The organism is Microbacterium esteraromaticum (genome assembly GCF_016907315.1).
GTDB classification, from domain to species: domain Bacteria; phylum Actinomycetota; class Actinomycetes; order Actinomycetales; family Microbacteriaceae; genus Microbacterium; species Microbacterium esteraromaticum.
This window is the reverse complement of the sequence record NZ_JAFBBS010000001.1, coordinates 2,664,051-2,681,264: the sequence shown is the minus strand read 5'-3', so window position 1 is coordinate 2,681,264 and position 17,214 is coordinate 2,664,051. Positions and strand designations below refer to the sequence as shown.

General features: G+C 70.1%; 16 protein-coding genes. 11 read left to right on the top strand and 5 right to left on the bottom strand.

Annotated features, from left to right (window positions below; genetic code table 11):
• The first annotated feature begins 43 nt into the window (after positions 1 to 43).
• Positions 44 to 1,486: a helix-turn-helix domain-containing protein gene (locus tag JOE67_RS12760; protein ID WP_204975924.1), complete on the top strand. Its 1,443-nt coding sequence runs from the start codon at positions 44 to 46 to the stop codon at positions 1,484 to 1,486.
• 17 nt (positions 1,487 to 1,503) lie between these two features.
• On the opposite strand, the gene JOE67_RS12755 is transcribed toward JOE67_RS12760, so the two are convergent.
• The 3 genes from JOE67_RS12755 to JOE67_RS12745 form a co-directional block, all read right to left on the bottom strand.
• Positions 1,504 to 2,286: an acyl-CoA thioesterase domain-containing protein gene (locus JOE67_RS12755; RefSeq protein ID WP_204975923.1), complete on the bottom strand. Its 783-nt coding sequence runs from the start codon at positions 2,284 to 2,286 to the stop codon at positions 1,504 to 1,506.
• A 150-nt stretch (positions 2,287 to 2,436) separates the two neighbouring features.
• Positions 2,437 to 3,501, bottom strand: a complete 1,065-nt coding sequence (locus tag JOE67_RS12750) for a winged helix DNA-binding domain-containing protein (RefSeq protein ID WP_204975922.1) — start codon at positions 3,499 to 3,501, stop codon at positions 2,437 to 2,439.
• Positions 3,502 to 3,543: 42 nt separating this feature from the next.
• Entirely contained in the window at positions 3,544 to 4,992 is a 1,449-nt protein-coding gene (locus JOE67_RS12745; protein WP_204975921.1) for a glyceraldehyde-3-phosphate dehydrogenase, read from the bottom strand.
• Between the two features lie 181 nt (positions 4,993 to 5,173).
• Here JOE67_RS12745 and JOE67_RS12740 point away from each other — a divergent pair, with 181 nt between their 5' ends.
• Complete coding sequence (locus tag JOE67_RS12740) at positions 5,174 to 5,935, top strand: sulfite exporter TauE/SafE family protein (RefSeq protein ID WP_204975919.1); 762 nt, start codon at positions 5,174 to 5,176, stop codon at positions 5,933 to 5,935.
• A 21-nt stretch (positions 5,936 to 5,956) separates the two neighbouring features.
• On the opposite strand, the gene JOE67_RS12735 is transcribed toward JOE67_RS12740, so the two are convergent.
• A complete protein-coding gene (locus JOE67_RS12735; protein ID WP_204975917.1) occupies positions 5,957 to 7,081 on the bottom strand; it encodes a DUF998 domain-containing protein in 1,125 nt (374 codons plus the stop codon).
• An 88-nt stretch (positions 7,082 to 7,169) separates the two neighbouring features.
• Here JOE67_RS12735 and JOE67_RS12730 point away from each other — a divergent pair, with 88 nt between their 5' ends.
• Positions 7,170 to 7,820, top strand: a complete 651-nt coding sequence (locus tag JOE67_RS12730; RefSeq protein ID WP_204975916.1) for an HAD-IA family hydrolase — start codon at positions 7,170 to 7,172, stop codon at positions 7,818 to 7,820.
• A 3-nt stretch (positions 7,821 to 7,823) separates the two neighbouring features.
• Here the strand turns inward: JOE67_RS12730 and JOE67_RS12725 are convergent, their stop codons facing one another.
• Entirely contained in the window at positions 7,824 to 8,261 is a 438-nt protein-coding gene (locus JOE67_RS12725) for an Lrp/AsnC family transcriptional regulator (RefSeq protein ID WP_204975915.1), read from the bottom strand.
• A 169-nt stretch (positions 8,262 to 8,430) separates the two neighbouring features.
• On the opposite strand from JOE67_RS12725, the gene pdhA reads away from it, so the two are divergent.
• Genes pdhA through paaI form a run of 8 tightly spaced genes read left to right on the top strand, consistent with a single transcriptional unit; the run spans position 8,431 to position 17,213 of the window.
• Entirely contained in the window at positions 8,431 to 9,534 is a 1,104-nt protein-coding gene (pdhA, locus tag JOE67_RS12720) for a pyruvate dehydrogenase (acetyl-transferring) E1 component subunit alpha (RefSeq protein WP_204975913.1), read from the top strand.
• Positions 9,531 to 10,568 (top strand): alpha-ketoacid dehydrogenase subunit beta, encoded by a 1,038-nt coding sequence (locus tag JOE67_RS12715; RefSeq protein ID WP_204975912.1) that lies wholly within the window; start codon positions 9,531 to 9,533, stop codon positions 10,566 to 10,568. The genes pdhA and JOE67_RS12715 overlap by 4 nt, the downstream gene beginning before the upstream one ends.
• Positions 10,565 to 11,929: a dihydrolipoamide acetyltransferase family protein gene (locus tag JOE67_RS12710; RefSeq protein WP_204975910.1), complete on the top strand. Its 1,365-nt coding sequence runs from the start codon at positions 10,565 to 10,567 to the stop codon at positions 11,927 to 11,929. Before JOE67_RS12715 ends, JOE67_RS12710 begins: the two co-directional genes overlap by 4 nt.
• Complete coding sequence (locus tag JOE67_RS12705) at positions 11,929 to 13,119, top strand: thiolase family protein (RefSeq protein ID WP_204975909.1); 1,191 nt, start codon at positions 11,929 to 11,931, stop codon at positions 13,117 to 13,119. The genes JOE67_RS12710 and JOE67_RS12705 overlap by 1 nt, the downstream gene beginning before the upstream one ends.
• Entirely contained in the window at positions 13,116 to 13,907 is a 792-nt protein-coding gene (locus tag JOE67_RS12700; protein WP_204975907.1) for an enoyl-CoA hydratase-related protein, read from the top strand. The genes JOE67_RS12705 and JOE67_RS12700 overlap by 4 nt, the downstream gene beginning before the upstream one ends.
• The gene (locus JOE67_RS12695; RefSeq protein WP_204975906.1) at positions 13,904 to 14,758 is read left to right on the top strand and encodes a 3-hydroxyacyl-CoA dehydrogenase family protein; all 855 of its coding nucleotides are present in this window, start codon (positions 13,904 to 13,906) and stop codon (positions 14,756 to 14,758) included. Before JOE67_RS12700 ends, JOE67_RS12695 begins: the two co-directional genes overlap by 4 nt.
• Positions 14,755 to 16,824, top strand: a complete 2,070-nt coding sequence (paaZ, locus tag JOE67_RS12690; RefSeq protein WP_204975905.1) for a phenylacetic acid degradation bifunctional protein PaaZ — start codon at positions 14,755 to 14,757, stop codon at positions 16,822 to 16,824. The genes JOE67_RS12695 and paaZ overlap by 4 nt, the downstream gene beginning before the upstream one ends.
• Positions 16,821 to 17,213 (top strand): hydroxyphenylacetyl-CoA thioesterase PaaI, encoded by a 393-nt coding sequence (gene paaI, locus JOE67_RS12685; protein ID WP_204975904.1) that lies wholly within the window; start codon positions 16,821 to 16,823, stop codon positions 17,211 to 17,213. The genes paaZ and paaI overlap by 4 nt, the downstream gene beginning before the upstream one ends.
• Position 17,214: the final 1 nt, after the last annotated feature.

Genomic DNA, 17,214 nt, shown 5'->3' with positions numbered 1-17,214 from the left:
ATCGGCTTGAAAGAAAATGCAAAGTTTCGGATATGATCAAGGAATGGCCACCAGCGGACTTGAACTCAGCACTCTCGGGCATCGCATCCGGCATCACCGCACCGCGAGGAATCTCACGCTCGACGAGCTGGGTGCGAAGGTCGGCATCGCCGGCTCGCAGCTGAGCCTCATCGAGAACGGCAAGCGCGAGCCGAAGCTCTCGCTGCTGCAGGCCATCGCCGAGGCGTGCGGCACCGATGTCGCGGACCTGATCTCGGGAGAGCCGCCGAACCGGCGCGCGGCCCTCGAGATCGAGCTGGAACGGGCGCAGTCGAGTCCCATCTTCCGCCAGCTCGGCATCGCCGGTGTCCGCGTCTCGAAGACCATGAGCGACGAGACCATCGAGGCGATCCTCGGATTGCACCGTGAGCTGCATCGCCGGGAGACCGAGGCGATCGCGACTCCGGAGGAGGCGCGCCGCGCCAATACAGAGATGCGCCTCACCGCCCGGGCGCGCGACAACTACCTGCCCGAGATCGAGGCTCTCGCCGAGAAGCATCTCAAGGCCGCCGGCCACGTGTCAGGCGCGCTCACGCACCGCACGGTGACGCTGATGGCAGCCAAGCTCGGCTTCGAGCTGATCTACGCCGACGACCTGCCGCACTCGACGCGCTCGATCACCGACCTCGAGCACGGCCGCATCTACCTTCCCCCTGCCTCCATCCCGGGCGGCCACGGCCTGCGATCCATGGCCCTCCAGGCCATGGCGCACCGGATACTCGGTCACACGCCCCCGACCGACTACGCCGACTTCCTGCAGCAGCGCCTGGAGATCAACTACTTCGCCGCGTGCTGCCTCATCCCCGAGACAGCCGGCGTCGCGTTCCTGCAGCAGGCGAAGAAGGATCGCAACCTGGCCGTCGAGGACTTCCGCGACGCGTTCGGCGTCACGCACGAAGCCGCCGGCATGCGCATGACCAACCTGATGACCCATCACCTGGACATGCGGCTGCACTTCCTGCGCGTCGATGAGACCGGCGCCATCACCCGGGTCTACGAGAACGACGACCTGCCGCTGCCGATGGACGTCACGGGGGCGGTGGAGGGTCAGCCCGCGTGCCGGCGGTTCGGCGCGCGCGCCGCCTTCGAGCAGCGCAACCGCACCACCGAGCACTACCAGTACACCGACACTCCATCGGGCACGTTCTGGTGCGCCACGCAGACCGGCTCATCGACCGACGGGGGCTTCTCCGTCACCGTCGGCGTGCCGTTCGACGATGCGCGCTGGTGGCGCGGTCGCGAGACGCAGAACCGCGCGCAGTCGACGTGTCCCGACGAATCGTGCTGCCGCCGCGCCTCAGCCTCCGTCAGCCAGAGGTGGGAAGGGCGCGCCTGGCCGAGTGCGCGCGTGCACACGCACATGTTCCGTCCACTCCCTCGTGGTGCGTTCCCCGGCGTCGACGACAGCGAGGTGTACGCGTTCCTCGACAGCCACGCCGGCGAGTGATGCGTCGCTGAGCGCGCTCAGCCGACTCGCGGGCGCACGGTGAGCGTCTGCGAGACGGTGCCGAGCGGTCCGTTCTCATCGCTGAGCACCGATTCGGTGAGACCGGTGCCGTCGGAGCCGAACGACACCGAGGTATCGAGGCCGAACCATTCGCCGGCGGGCTCGCGGAAGATGCTGGCCGTCAGGTCGACGTTCGGGTAGAGCGCGGCCTCGGGCGCGACACGCGTGGCGATGCCGTTGGCGAAGTCGGTCATGCCCAGCATCCGGGCCCGGTTCGAGACCGGCTCATCGGCGAGAAGCGGATGCCGGGGGCGGATCCAGCAACGAGCACGCCCTGGTGCGATGTGCTCGCGCCTGGCGTCGATCGAGCGGATCGCGCCGCCGGGCCAGACGTCTGCCGGCGACCACTCCGGCAGCGTCTCGCGCGGCGGCATCTGCGGCAGAGGGCTGCCGGAGAGCGCCGATGTGTCACCCTGCTGCAGCATCCAGGCGCGAAGCACGAGCGCCGCGCGGCCGCCATGCGTGAGCGTCGCCTCGACCAGTTCGATCGTGCGCCCGGGCCGCAGCACGCGCACGTCGACGTCGAACGCGTCCATGGGGATCACGCCGAGTATGTCGAAGTTCGTCCTGGCGAGCGCCAGGGGCGTCTCCGGCCGGCGTCGGCCGTGCTCGGCTTCGACCAGATGGGCGAGCAGGCCGAGCACGGGAGCGACGTGCTGCTCATCGGGATTCCACGCCCCGCCGACGTGCTGGGTGGGTTCGAAAGAGGTCTCGGACAGGCGCAGGAAGTAGCTCGGCACCCGTCCATCATGCCAAGGCACGGGATCGACGTCGGAGATGCCGGACGGGCCGAGCAGACGACGGCGCGTCCCGGCGGGACACGCCTCGGGCAGGGCATCCGGTCCAAGGATTCCGACGGGACTGACGGACGCGTGACGACCGGCGGCGGCTCAGTCGCCGACGAAGCGCGTGAACCGCGCGAGGGCGGATGCCGCTGCCGCGGGGTCCGCATCCGGATCGAACAGCTCGGCCGGCGCCCCTCGCGTGGCATCGGCGTGCGACCAGACCCCGGCCACGCGGCCCCGCTCGACGAGCGTCGGACGGACCATGCCGTTCTTGCCCGGCCCGACGGTGTCGAGCCGATGGGCATCGCACACAGGGGTGCGGTCGGCGTACGAGATGTAGTACTCGTCGAATGCCGGCAGCGCGAACGCCGTCGCCTCGTCGAGGCTTCGCCGGGGTGCGCGCAGCGCGGCGAAGAGGCCGTGGTCGACCTCGCGGACCCGGCCGGCCGCGCGTTCGGCCGCATCATGCGCTGCTCCGATGGTCAAACCCGACCACCACGCGAAATCTCGCACGCCGGCCGGTCCGTGACCGTCGACGTAGCGCACGAACAGCTCGGCGAGCGGATCGTCGGGATGCGCCGGTGCGGCGATCCACTCCTCGACGGCGACGAACCGCTGCTCGCGCGCGATCGGGCCTCTTCCTCCGGACGACCGCCCTCCCTCGATCGGGCCCTGGCAGATGAGTCCGGCGACGGTGAGCGCGAAGAGCAGATGGACGCCCCGTTGCCCCGTCGGATCGATGCCCGCCGACTGCAGAAGGGCGAAGATCTCGGCTCTCGTGCATCCGCCGTCGCGCGCAGACGGACCGATGACTCTCCAGGCGGCGTCGAGCACGTCTCCGTCGATCCCCAGTGCGCGGTGCCGCCCTGCGGCCTGCTGCCGCTGACGATCGGCGGTCACCGAGAGCACCCACGCGAGATCGCGAGCGGGGATGATGTGCAGGGTGCCGCGCTGCGTCCACGCGCGCACCAGCTCTCCCCGCGCGAACGCCGCGTCGGCGGCATCGAGAGTGGGCGATTTCCTGGTGCGCACGCCCAGCGCCCATCGGCCAGCCAGGAGGTCCTGGCTCTGCACGGCCAGCATGTGCCGTGCCGCGTCGACGATCGTCGCCGCAGGCGCGGTCAGCCGGTGCGAGCTCAGGCGGGCAGCGAGAAGGCCGCGGGGATCCATATCTCCATGATCGCCCGCGGCCTCCGTCCGTCGCCAGTGCGATCAGGCGTGCAGCGTGACCTCGCGACGTGCGGGCAGCACGACCGGATGCGTTCCCGCCATCACCTCGAGCACGCGCACGACCTGGCACGAGTAGCCGTACTCGTTGTCGTACCAGACGTAGAGCACGACGTCCTTGTCGTTCGCGATGGTCGCGAGACCGTCGACGATGCCCGCGCGGTGCGAGCCGACGAAGTCTGTCGAGACGACCTCGGGGCTCTCGACGTAGTCGATCTGCTGACGCAGCTTGGAGTGCAGCGAGGCCCGACGCAGGTAGTCGTTGAGCTCGTCCTTGGTGGCGGGGTTCTCGAGCGTGAGGTGCAGCACAGCCAGCGACACGTCGGGCGTCGGCACGCGGATCGCGGAGCCGGTGAGCTTGCCCGCGAGCTGCGGCAGCGCTCGCGAGACGGCCTTCGCGGCACCGGTCTCGGTGATGACCATGTTCAGCACCGCCGAACGGCCGCGGCGGTCGCCCTTGTGGAAGTTGTCGATCAGGTTCTGATCGTTCGTGAACGAGTGCACGGTCTCGACGTGACCGCGGACGATGCCGTAGGCCTCGTCCATGGCGGCGAGAACAGGGGTGATCGCGTTGGTCGTGCAGGATGCGGCCGACAGGATGCGGTCGCCGGGCTCGATGGTGCCGTCGTTGATGCCGTGCACGATGTTCTTCAGCTCGCCCTTGCCGGGGGCGGTGAGCAGAACGCGGGCTGCGCCCTTCGCCTGCAGGTGGCGGCTGAGACCTTCTTCGTCGCGCCAGCGGCCGGTGTTGTCGACGATGATCGCGTCGTCGATGCCGTACGCGGTGTAGTCGACGGTGGCCGGGTCGTCGGAGTAGATCATCTGGATGCGGTTTCCGTTGGCGATGATCTGCGAGTTCTCCTCGTCGACCGTGACCGTGCCGGCGAAGCGGCCGTGCACCGAGTCGCGCAGCAGCAGCGACGCCCGCTTCACGATGTCGTTGTCAGAGCCGCGGCGCACGACGATGGCGCGCAGGCGCAGGCCGCTGCCGCCGCCGGTGTGGGCGATGATGATGCGGGCGAGCAGGCGTCCGATGCGACCGAAGCCGTACAGGACCACGTCGACGGGCTCGGACAGCTCGGCGCCGAGGGCGGGAGCGAGCGTGTTCCGCAGGTAGACGGCGAGGTCGTCGCCGCTCTCGGCGTGGCCCTCGATGAGGCGGGCGACGTCGAGAGACGAGGCGCCGGGCGCCAGGTCGCGAAGTGCCTCGAGCACGGCGAGCGTGTCGGTGAGGGCGATCTGCTGATGGCCGAGCTGAGCCACCCGCTCGTGCACCTCGAGGATGCCGGTGGTCGAGAGACCGAGCAGCCGGTGCCCGTGCAGCGATGTCACGACATCGCGCTCCCGGTTGAGTCCGCCGATGAGCGGGATCATCCGCTCTGCCAGCTCTTCACGTGCCTTCCAGTCGTCGCGGTGTGTCACGACATCGTCCATGTGCGTCCTTGCGTGATGCTCGAGCGCCATCGGGTCAGGCGCTGCGGTGATTGAGGGGGGCGGATCCGCCTCAATCAGGCTAAAGGGTGGCGTTCGGAGCGAGAGGACGATTCCGGCATGCAGAATCGGCCAGACTGTCTCTGAGTCATGAAACCCGATTCTTAACGAACGAGCTGAACAGATGATCACCGATTTCTCCCTTCTCGAACTGGCCCTGCTGGCCCTCGCCGCCCTCGGTGCCGGCGTCATCAACACGGTCGTCGGGTCGGGGAGCCTGATCGTCTTCCCCACCCTGCTGGCGCTCGGGCTGCCGCCGGTGGCCGCGAACATGGCCAACACGGTCGGCCTGGCGATCGGCAACATCGGCGGGGTCGTCGGCTATCGCCGGGAGCTGCGAGGGCACTGGCGGCCGCTGCTGCCGCTCGTGATGCTCACCGCGATCGGCGCGGTCATCGGCGCTCTGGCACTGCTCGTGCTGCCGGCCGAGGTCTTCCGCATCGTCGCTCCCGTGCTGATCGTGATCGGCTGCGCTCTCGTCGCGATCCAGCCCCTGATGAACCGCCGCTCGATCGTGTCACGGCCGGGCGGCCTGTGGCCTGGCTGGCTGCAGTTCCCGCTCATCTTCGGCACCGGTGTCTACGGTGGCTACTTCGGCGCGGCGCAGGGTGTGCTGATCGTGGGCTTCCTCGAGCTCACCACGGGAGAGAACCTGCAGCGCGTCAACGCCATGAAGAACGTGCTGCAGACTGTCGCGGGCGCGGTGGCGAGCGTGATCTTCATCTTCGCGGGCCCGCTGCCGTGGGTCGCGATCGCGACGATCGCGGTCGGATCGCTGGCCGGCTCCGCGCTGGGCGCCATGATCGGCCGCCGCCTGCCCGGCTGGCTGCTGCGCGCCCTGATCATCGTGATCGGCGCGATCGCGGTGGTCGCCCTGCTGTCGTGAATCGCCGGCGCCGGCGAGGCGTCAGGCCAGGGCATCCCGCTGCGAGGTGTCGCCGACGGCATCCGACGGCGTGACCGCGACGCTCACCGTGCGCAGGAACACGATGATCCAGCTGAAGATGAGCACACCGGCGATCAGCTCGACGGCGGTGAGGTTGTAGTAGCCGGTGGCGAAGAACACGCCGAGCAGTGCGACCACCCCGACGTAGATGTAGCCGAGAGCGTAGAACACCTTCGGCAGGCCCGGCAGCAGCTTCGGCAGCGCGCACACGAGCAGCGCGTACACGACCGCCATGCCGGTGGCGACCGTGTTGTGCAGGACGAAGAACCGGTCGACGGGGAACACGCCCACGAGTGCGAGGAAGATGCCCACGATCACGAGTCCGCCCCGGGTGAGCCGGCGTGAGCGGCGCTCTGCCGGCGAGCCGAAGGGCAGACCCGCTGTGGCGTAACGCGCGATGGTCGTGACGATGGTGCCCGACAGGATCAGGGTGACGTTGAACGCGGGCGCCGCGCTGTTGCTGCTCTGCCCCAGCGCCGAGAGGTTGTTCTGCCACCACTGGGGATCGCTCGACGTGAGCATCGCCGAGAACGCCCCGACGACGAGGAAGATCGCGAGGTCCATCGACAGCGACATCGGCGTCAGCCTCAGCGCCCCGAGGAAGGCCACGTATGCCGTGAGCGCGAAGGCGACGCCGACGAGGATCGCGCCGGGGAACGGGTAGACGGGGGCCCCGATGAAGCTGAGCTCGAGCAGCTGCGCGATGCCGAGCCACCCGAGCAGGGCGATCGAGGCGTAAGCGGCGCCGATCGCGAACAGGTCGTACCAGCGCAGCCTGTCGGGCGGTCCGACGAAGCCGTCGCGCTGCTGGTCGCGGCTGCCTCCGTCCGGGCGCACCGCGAGCCGCCCGAGAGCGAAGGCCAGCCCCGCGACGACCGCCCCGCCGACGGCTGCGTACCAGCCGATCGACCCCGGTCCGGTGATCGACAGCTGCGATCCGGCGAAGATCAGCCACGAGATCGGGAATCCGAGGATGAACGCCGCTGCACCGGCGATCAGCGCGGCGGTCTCGATCGATTCGCCGGATCGCGCGAGGCGCCTGACGACCTTCAGCGCCGTCGCGGCGCGGACTCTCAGCTCTCGCATTCGCGTTCGACCGCCCTCAGCGGCCGCTCCACGCCAACTCTAGGACCAGGGTGGCCGCCGGTCCGGGATGCACGGATAGCCTGGCCTCATGCCTCACACTCTTCACGCCCGCGCCGTGCTGCTCGACATGGACGGCACGCTCGTCGACTCCACCGCCGTCGTCGAGCGGCTGTGGCTCGAGTGGGCGAAGCCGCACGGCCTCGATCCGGCGCAGGTGCTGAGTGTCGTGCACGGGCGTCAGGGGCACCAGAGCATGGCGATCATGCTCCCCGACCGCGACCACGCCATAAACCTGCGCGAGAACGACGAGATGCTGGCGCGAGAGAGCGGAGACGTCGAGGGCGTGGTCGAGATCGCGGGAGCCGCGGCCTTCCTCGACGCGCTGCGCGAGCTGCCGCACGCGATCGTCACCTCGGCGAACGTGCCGCTGATGACGGCGCGGATGCAGGCCGCCGGGCTCACCGTGCCGGCTCTGGCGATCACGGCCGAGAGCGTCACCGATTCCAAGCCCCACCCGGAGGGGTTCCTGACGGCGGCCTCGACGCTGGGCATAGATCCGGCCGACTGCGTCGTGTTCGAGGACTCCGAGGCGGGAGTCCAGGCTGGGCTCGCCGCGGGGATGCGCGTCATCGGCGTCGGTGCTCACGCTGCCTCGCACGGAGCCACCTACTCCGTCGCCGATCTCACGCAGGTGAGCGTCACCGCCGCCGAGGACGGCTTCACCCTGACGTTGTCGTGACCGTCATTCGCGGCTGAAGTCCTCGAAGATCAGGGTCGTCCGCGTCGAGCGGATCGACGGGATCGCCTGGATGTCCTCGAGCACGATGCGGCGCAGATCTCGCGCGTCGCTCGCGCGTACAAGCAGGATGACGTCGAAGTCCCCGCCGACGAGCGCCATGTGCTCGACCTCGGGGATCGCGCGCAGGCGCGCCTGCACCTCCTGCCAGCTCGCCTGCTCGATCGCGAGCATGACGTACGCGGATGCGTGGTGGCCCAGCTGCACGGGGTCGGTGCGCACCGTATAGCCCGAGATGACCCCCGTCTCGGTGAGCCGCTTGATGCGGGCGTGCGCACCGGCCCGGGAGATGTGCACGCTCTCGGCGATGTGCGTCATCGATGCGCGCGCGTCACGACGCAGCTCGGCGAGGATTGCGTGATCCGTGGCATCCAGCTCGGCCATGGCATTCCTTCGTCACATCGGAGCACTCGTTCTGTCAGTGCATCCTGACACTTTGGCTGCACCGATCGCAATAGTTGACCATTCGTTCAGGAATTTGCTGGATCGGTTGGACGACTGCAGAAGCGGAGGCATGCTGAGGGCACCACGTTCGGCAAGGAAGGCGAACCGGATGATGCATGACGATCTGCTCCCCCGTGACACTCCCGTCTGTCTGATCGACCAGAACGGCGAGGGCATGGTCGACGAGCGCTACCAGGCGCCGGACCTCGATCGGCTGCGCACCGCCTATCGCGCGCTCGTCGAAGGACGACGCCTCAACGATCAGGCCAGCGCGCTGGTCCGCCAGGGGCGGCTCGCGGTCTACCCGTCTTCGCACGGGCAGGAGGCGTGCCAGGTCGCCGCGGCGCTCGTGCTCGGCGAGCGGGACTGGCTCTTCCCCACCTATCGCGATTCGGTCGCGGTGATCGGGCGGGGCGTCTCGCCGGTCGACGCCATGGTGCTGCTCAAGGGCGACTGGCATGGCGGATACGACCCGGCCGAGCACCACGTCGCACCCCAGGCCACTCCGCTGGCGACGCAGCTGCTGCACGCCGTCGGCTTCGCGCAGGCGGCCAAGCGGCGCGGCGAGGACACCGTCGTGCTCGCGCTGTGCGGCGACGGAGCCACGAGCGAGGGCGACTTCCACGAGGCGATGAACTTCGCCGCGGTGTTCCACGTGCCCGTGGTGTTCTTCGTGCAGAACAACGAGTTCGCGATCTCGGTGCCGCTGTCGCGGCAGAGCGCCGCGCCGTCGCTCGCGCATAAGGCGATCGGATACGGGATGCCCGGTCAGCGCGTCGACGGCAATGACGTGGCGGCCGTGCTCGCGGTGCTCGGCGAGGCCGTCGAGCGCGCTCGTTCGGGCGGCGGCCCGTCGCTCGTCGAGGCCCACACGTATCGGATGCAGGCGCACACCAACGCCGACGACGACACCCGCTACCGGGAGCGTGCGGAGGTGCAGGCCTGGGTCGAACGTGATCCGCTGACCCGACTGCGCGCGCACCTCGTCGCGCAGGGCGCACTCTCCGACGAAGACGAGCAGCGCGTCGCCGAGGGCGCCGAGGGCATAGCCGCCGAGCTGCGCGCGGCGCTGAACGCCGATGCGGAGCACGATCCCGAGGATCTGTTCCGCTTCGTCACGGCCGAGCGGTCGCCGCAGCTGGAGGAGCAGTGGCGGATGCTGCAGAGCGAGCTGGAACGCGATGCCCTGACAAAGACGGGAGAACGCTCATGACCCTCGCCCACGACGTTCGGCAGATGCCCGCCGCCCCGCACGTGGTGGGCACCATGACCATGGCCGCAGCCCTCAACCGGGCCCTCGCCGACGCGATCCAGGACGATGCGGCGGTCGTGGTCTACGGCGAGGACGTCGGCGCGCTCGGCGGCGTCTTCCGCATCACCGACGGACTCGCCGAGCGTTTCGGCGAGGATCGCTGCTTCGACACGCCTCTCGCCGAGGCGGGAATCGTCGGCACCGCGGTCGGCATGGCGATGAACGGCATGCGCCCGGTGGTCGAGATGCAGTTCGACGCGTTCGCACTGCCGGCGTTCGAGCAGGTGGTCAGCCAGGTCGCGAAGTTCGGCAACCGCACGCGGGGAAGGATGCGGATGCCGCTGGTCATCCGCATACCGTTCGGCGGTGGCATCGGCGGCGTCGAGCATCACTGCGATTCGTCCGAGGCCTACTACGCGCACACGCCGGGGCTCACGGTCGTCTCACCCTCGACGCCGCAGGACGCCTACTCGATGCTGCGTGCCGCGATCGCTTCACCCGACCCGGTGATCTTCCTCGAGCCGAAGAAGCTGTACTGGTCGAAGGGCGAGGTCGACACGTCGATCACCACCGATCTCGGCACCGCCCGGATCGCGCGCGAGGGCACCGACGTGACCGTCCTCGCTTATGCCGCCATGGTTCCGGTCGCTCTCGAAGCCGCCGAGATCGCCGCAGAAGAGGGCCGCAGCGTGCAGGTGATCGACGTGCGCTCGCTCTCGCCTTTCGACGACGAGACGGTCACGGCGGCGGTGCGCGCCACGGGCCGCGCGGTGGTCGTCGCAGAAGCCCCGGGCTACGCGAGCGTCGCGAGCGAGATCCAGGCGCGCGTCTTCGAGCGCTGCTTCGCGCACCTCGAGGCCCCGGTGCGCCGGGTCACCGGATTCGACACGCCGTTCGCGCCACCCAAACTCGAGCACTGGTACCTGCCGGACGCGGATCGGGTGCTGGATGCCATCGACTCGCTCTACCCTGACGACGAGGAGACGGCACGATGACGACCGCGACGGCGCAGGTGTTCCGGCTGCCCGATCTGGGTGAGGGCCTCACCGAGGCCGGCCTCGTGCAGTGGCTCGTGAAGGTGGGCGACACGATCACCACCGACCAGGTGATCGCGGAGGTCGAGACCGCGAAGAGCGTGGTCGAGCTGCCCTCTCCGTTCGCCGGAGTGATCACCGCTCTGCACGGTGAGGCAGGAGATGTGATCGCTGTCGGCGCTCCGGTGCTGGAGGTCGCGGACGCCGCTCCGGATGCCGCTCCCCCGGCCTCGGAGCAGGCAGCGGGCGACCCCGAGAAAGAGGCCTACCGGTCCGAGGAGCGCGCGGGTTCAGGCAACGTGCTGATCGGCTATGGCACCACAGAGCGCGCATCGACCGGTCGCCGCCGCGCCCGTGCCTCCCACGCGACCGCCGCCGGCACCTCGCAGCCGCGATCCGAGTCCCAGGCGAGGGCGACGCACACGGTCGCCGTGCGCTCGCCCATCGTGCGGCGGCTGGCGCGCGACCTCGGTGTCGACGTACGCAGCATCGAGGCGACGGGAGCCGACGGGGCGGTCACGCGCGCTGATGTCCTGCGCGCGGCGAACGCGCTCGAAGGAGCGCAGCCGCAGGCATCCGGAACCGGCGCGCCGGCGTCCGGAACCTCCCGCGAGACCGTGGACGGACTCGCCGTGGCCTCTCGGGACAGGCTCTCGCCGATGCGCAAGGCGATCGGCGCGACGCTGAGCCGCAGCCGTGCCGAGATCCCCGAGGCGACGGTGTGGGTCGACGTCGACGCGACCGAGCTCTGGGAGGCGCGCTCGCGCATGGCTCCCGAAGGCGGCAAGGCGCCGTCGATCACCGCGCTCGTCGCGCGCTTCACCCTGATGGCGCTCGGCGAGTACCCTCTGCTCGCGTCACGGCTCAGCGACGACGCGTCGGAGATCATCGCCTTCGACGGGGTGAACCTCGGGGTCGCCGCCGACACCGAGCGCGGCCTGGTGGTGCCTGTGCTCACCAGGGCTCACGAGCTGACGATCGATGAGCTCGACGCGCAGCTGCGCGAGCTCGCGGCGACGGCGAAAGAGGGCCGCATGCCGGCCGAGCGTCTGCGCGGGTCGACCTTCACCCTCAACAACTACGGCAGCCTCGGGGTCGACGGCTCGGCGGCGATCATCAACCACCCCGAGGTCGCGATTCTCGGTATCGGCCGCATGATCGAGCGGCCGTGGGTGGTCGACGGCCAGATCGTCGTCCGGCGGGTGACCCAGCTCTCGCTCGTGTTCGATCACCGCGTCTGCGACGGCGGCTACACGGCCGGATTCCTGCGGCGAGTGGTCGAGCTGATCGAGCATCCACTGCAGGCCTTCGGGAGGATCTGATGACAGACGCGTTCCTCGTCGACGGCGTGCGCACCCCGGTCGGCCGGTACGGCGGCGCCCTCGCCTCGGTGCGGCCCGATGACCTCGCCGCGCTCGTGGTCGGCTCGGTCGTCTCGCGGGCGGGACTTCCTGCCGATGCCATCGACGAGGTCGTCCTCGGGGCCGCGAACCAGGCCGGCGAGGACAACCGCAACGTGGCCAGGATGGCGGTGCTGCTCGCGGGGCTGCCCGACAGCATCCCGGGTCTGACGGTCAACCGCCTCTGCGCTTCGGGAATGACGGCCATCGCGATCGCATCGCAGGCGATCCGCGCGGGCGATGCAGAGGTGATGATCGCCGGGGGCGTCGAATCGATGACCCGCGCTCCCTGGGTGCAGGCGAAGCCCGCCCGTGCCTGGGGAAAGCCGGGCGAGGCGTACGACACCTCGATCGGCTGGCGCTTCGCCCACCCCCGCCTGCTCGCGCGCGACAAGGCGACCTTCTCGATGCCCGAGACCGCAGAGGAGGTCGCGCGCGTCGACGGGATCAGCAGGGCGGATGCCGATGCCTTCGCCCTCCGCAGCCACCAGAGCGCCCTCGCGGCGATCGACGCCGGGCGCCTCGCGCCCGAGATCGTCGCCGTCGACACCGGCCGCAGCGGCATCGTCGACACCGATGAAGGGCCCCGGCGGGAGACCTCGCTCGAGGCCCTCGCGGCGCTGCGCCCCGTGGTCGCGGGCGGCGAGGTCGTGACGGCCGGCAACGCCAGTTCGCTCAACGACGGCGCCTCGGCCATCGTCGTGGCGGGTGCGGATGCCGTGCGACGGCACCGGCTGCGACCACGCGCGCGCATCGTCGCGTCGGCCACCGCCGCGCTGGCGCCCGAGATCATGGGCCTCGGTCCCGTCCCCGCCGCCGAGAAGGCCCTGCAGAAGGCCGGGCTGAGCATCGCCGACATCGGCGCTGTCGAGCTGAACGAGGCATTCGCCTCGCAGTCGCTCGCATGCATCCGCCGCCTCGGGCTCGACCCCGGGATCGTGAACGCCGACGGCGGCGCGATCGCCCTCGGGCATCCACTCGGCTCCAGCGGCTCCCGCCTGCTGGTCACCCTGCTCGGACGGATGGAGCGCGAGAACGTGCGCTACGGCCTGGCGACGATGTGCGTCGGCGTCGGCCAGGGCACCGCGATGATCGTGGAGCGAGTCTCGTGACCGGCGCTCCTCTGCTCGTCGAGAGCCGTACCGACCGGGTCGTGGCGACGCTGAACCGGCCGGACAAGCGCAACGCCATCGACCAGGAGATGATCGACGCGCTGCACGCCGTCTGCTCAGAGCTGGAGGCCCAGCCGCGCACGCTGATCATCACCGGCGGCGACGAGGTGTTCGCCGCCGGCGCCGACATCGCGCAGCTGCGCGACCGCCGCGCAGCGGACGCGAGACGCGCGATCAACGCCACGGCCTTCATTCGCATCGCCGAGCTGCCGATGCCGGTGATCGCGGCGATCAGCGGCTACGCCCTGGGCGGCGGCGCCGAGCTCGCGTACGCCGCCGACCTGCGCATCGGATCGCCGACCCTGAAGATCGGCAACCCCGAGACGGGTCTCGGCATCATCGCCGCAGCGGGCGCCACCTGGCGACTGCCCGAGATCGTCGGCCACGCCCGCGCGAGCGAGCTGCTGCTCACCGGTCGCATCCTCGACGCCGACGATGCTCTCCACTGGGGTCTGATCTCGAGCATCCACCCCGCCGACGAGCTGCTGTACGCAGCCCACGCGATGGCCGACCGCATCGCCGCGAACGACCCACTGGCCACCCGGCACAGCAAGCGGGCGCTGCGCGCGCCGCGACGCGAGCATCCTGACATCGAACGCGAGCTGCAGGCCGAGCTGTTCGAGAGCGACGAGAAGCACCGGCGCATGACGGAGTTCCTCGAGCGTCGAGCGCGACGAACCGACCCGCCGCGAACCACACCACCATCACCCACCGAGGAGGACCGATGAGCGTGCCCGGAACCGTGGGAGTGCTCGGCGGCGGCCGCATGGGCGCCGGCATAGCGCACGCGTTCCTGCTGGCGGGAGCACGCGTGCGCCTCGTCGAGCGCGATGATGCCTCGGCCGATGCCGCACGTGCGCGCGTGCTCGCGAGCATCCGCAGGTCGGTGGACCGCGGCGAGCTGCCCGATCCCGGGCACGCGATCGAGTCGTTCGCGGTGAGCACCGACCCCGCCACGTTCGCGACCGCCGGTCTGGTGATCGAGGCCGTGCCGGAGGACCGAGAGCTCAAGACCGAGGCTCTCGCCCGCATCGAGCAGCTGGTCGCCCGCGACGCGGTGCTCGCCACGAACACGTCGTCGATCTCGATCGACGAGCTCGCAGCATCCCTCACCCGGCCGGAGCGCTTCCTCGGGCTGCACTTCTTCAACCCGGTTCCCGCGTCGAAGCTCGTCGAGCTGGTGGTCGGATCCCGCACCGAGCGCTCCGTCGTCGACGCCGCCCGCGAATGGGTGGCGACCCTGCGCAAGACCCCGGTCGTGATCCGCGACTCCCCCGGCTTCGCGTCGAGCAGGCTCGGGGTGCTGCTGGGGCTGGAGGCGATCCGGATGCTCGAGGAGGGCGTCGGCGACGCCGCCGACATCGACGCAGCCATGGAGCTCGGCTACCGGCATCCGATGGGGCCGCTGCGCACGACCGACGTCGTCGGACTCGACGTGCGCCTCGGCATCGCCGAGGAGCTCGCCCGTGAGCTGGGGCCGCGCTTCGAGCCGCCGGAGCTGCTGCGACGGATGGTGGATGCCGGAAGGCTGGGCCGCAAGAGCGGCGAGGGGTTCTACGTGTGGAACGAGGAGAGATGACTGACTTCCTGCCGAGCTGGGTCCAGGGCGAGTGGTGGACGCCGTCTGCCGGAGGCGACGGATCCGAGGTGCGCGATGCGTCGACCGGCGAGATCATCACGCGGGTGTCCACGGAGGGACTCGACCTCGCGGCGGCCCTCGAGTACGCCCGCACCACAGGCCACGCCTCGCTCGCCGAGCTGACGTTCCACCAGCGGGCGCTGCTGCTCAAGCAGTTCGCGCTCGCGCTCACCGAGCGCAAAGACGAGCTGTACGCGCTGTCGGCTCGCACCGGAGCCACGAGGACCGACTCCTGGGTCGATATCGACGGCGGCATCGGCGTGCTGTTCTCGTACTCCGGCAAGGGCAGGCGTGAGCTGCCGAACAGCCGCGTGCATGTCGACGGCCCCGTCGAACCGCTGTCGAAGGACGGCAGCTTCCTCGGACGGCACGTGTACACGACCCTGCCCGGCGTCGCGGTGCAGATCAACGCGTTCAATTTCCCGGTGTGGGGCTCGCTCGAGAAGCTCGCGCCCGCCTTCCTCGCCGGCATGCCGACGCTCGTGAAGCCGGCGACGCCCACCGGATACCTCGCCGAGGCGATGGTTCGCATCCTCGTCGAGTCAGGGCTGCTTCCCGATGGTTCGCTGCAGCTGGTCAGCGGCAGCGTGCCGACTCTGTTCGACCATCTGCGCCTCGGCGATCTCGTTGGCTTCACGGGCAGCGCGTCGACGGCCGAGAAGCTGCGCCGGCACCCGAGCGTGCAGACCGGGGGTGTGCGCTTCACCGCAGAGACCGACTCGATCAACGCATCGGTGCTCGGCACGGATGCCGTGGCAGGCACTCCCGAGTTCGACGCCTATGTGCGCCAGCTCGTCGTCGAGATGACCACGAAGGCCGGGCAGAAGTGCACGGCGATCCGCAGGGCGATCGTTCCCGCGGGCACCGCCGACGCCGTCGTCGCCGCGGTGCAGCAGCGCATCGCCGAGAAGACCGTGCTCGGCGATCCCCGTGCTGAAGGCGTCACGATGGGTCCGCTCGCATCGACCGCGCAGCGCGACGAAGTGCTGCGGCAGGTGCAGAAGCTGCAGGATGCCGGAGGGCAGGTCGTCGTCGGTTCCACCGACGCCCCGTCGGTGCGTCGCGCGGACGGCACGACCGGAGATGCCCCCGACGGCGCCTTCGTCGCGCCGATGCTGCTGCGCTTCGACGACGCGGCGACCGAGGCCGTGCATGACGTCGAGGCGTTCGGTCCCGTGTCGTCGCTGCTCACGTACTCGACGACCGTGGAGGCGGCGGAGCTCGTCGCCCGCGGCGGCGGATCGCTGGTCACGAGCATCGCCACGCACGACCCGGCTCAGGCCGTCGAGCTCGCGACACGCATAGCTCCCTTCAACGGCCGGATGCTGCTGCTCGACCGCGACGACGCCCGGTCGTCGACGGGCCACGGCTCTCCCCTGCCCGGGCTCGTGCACGGCGGCCCGGGTCGCGCCGGCGGCGGCGAGGAGCTCGGGGGCATCCGCGCGGTGCTGCACCACATGCAGCGCACGGCCGTGCAGGGCTCTCCCGAGATGCTCACGGCGCTGACCGGCGTATGGCACGCGGGCGCGACCGCGAACGCCGATGGCAGGCATCCGTTCCGAAAGTCGCTCGCCGAGCTGCGCGTCGGCGACCAGGTCGCCTCGGCGGCCAGGGAGGTGACGCTCGACGACATCGAGACGTTCGCGCACTTCACTGGCGACACCTTCTACGCGCACATGGACGAGGAGTCGGCGGCCGCCAACCCGTTCTTCCCCGGTCGCGTGGCGCACGGCTACCTGCTCGTGTCGTGGGCGGCGGGGCTCTTCGTCGACCCTGAGCCTGGTCCCGTGCTGGCGAACTACGGTCTCGAGAACCTGCGCTTCATCACCCCCGTCTCGCCGGGCGACAGCATCCGGGTGCAGCTGACGGCCAAGCAGATCACGCCGCGCGAGACCGACGAGTATGGCGAGGTGCGCTGGGATGCGGTCATCCGCAACCAGAACGACGACATCGTCGCGACCTACGACGTGCTGACGCTGGTGCGCAAGGAGCCCGTCGCGGCATGAGGGAGATGATGCGGCGCGATGCGGCGTCGGCGATGCTCGGCATGGGCGTCGAGGTCGACGAGCCGGGTCGCGCCGTGGTGTCAATGCTCGTCCGCGACGACATGCTCAACGGCTTCGCGATCACGCACGGCGGGCTGGTGTTCGCTCTCGCCGACACGGCGTTCGCCATCGCCTGCAATGAGGACGAGCGGGTGACGGTCGCCGCGGGCGCCGACATCACCTTCCTGAAATCGACGACGGCCGGGCAGACGCTGCGCGCGACCGCCGTGCGGCGCGCGGTCAACGGCCGCACCGGCCTGTACGACGTGACCGTGCGCGATGAGCTCGGCGACGTGGTGGCGGAGTTCCGTGGACGCTCGGTGACGACGAATCGGTCGAGCGTCCGGTAGC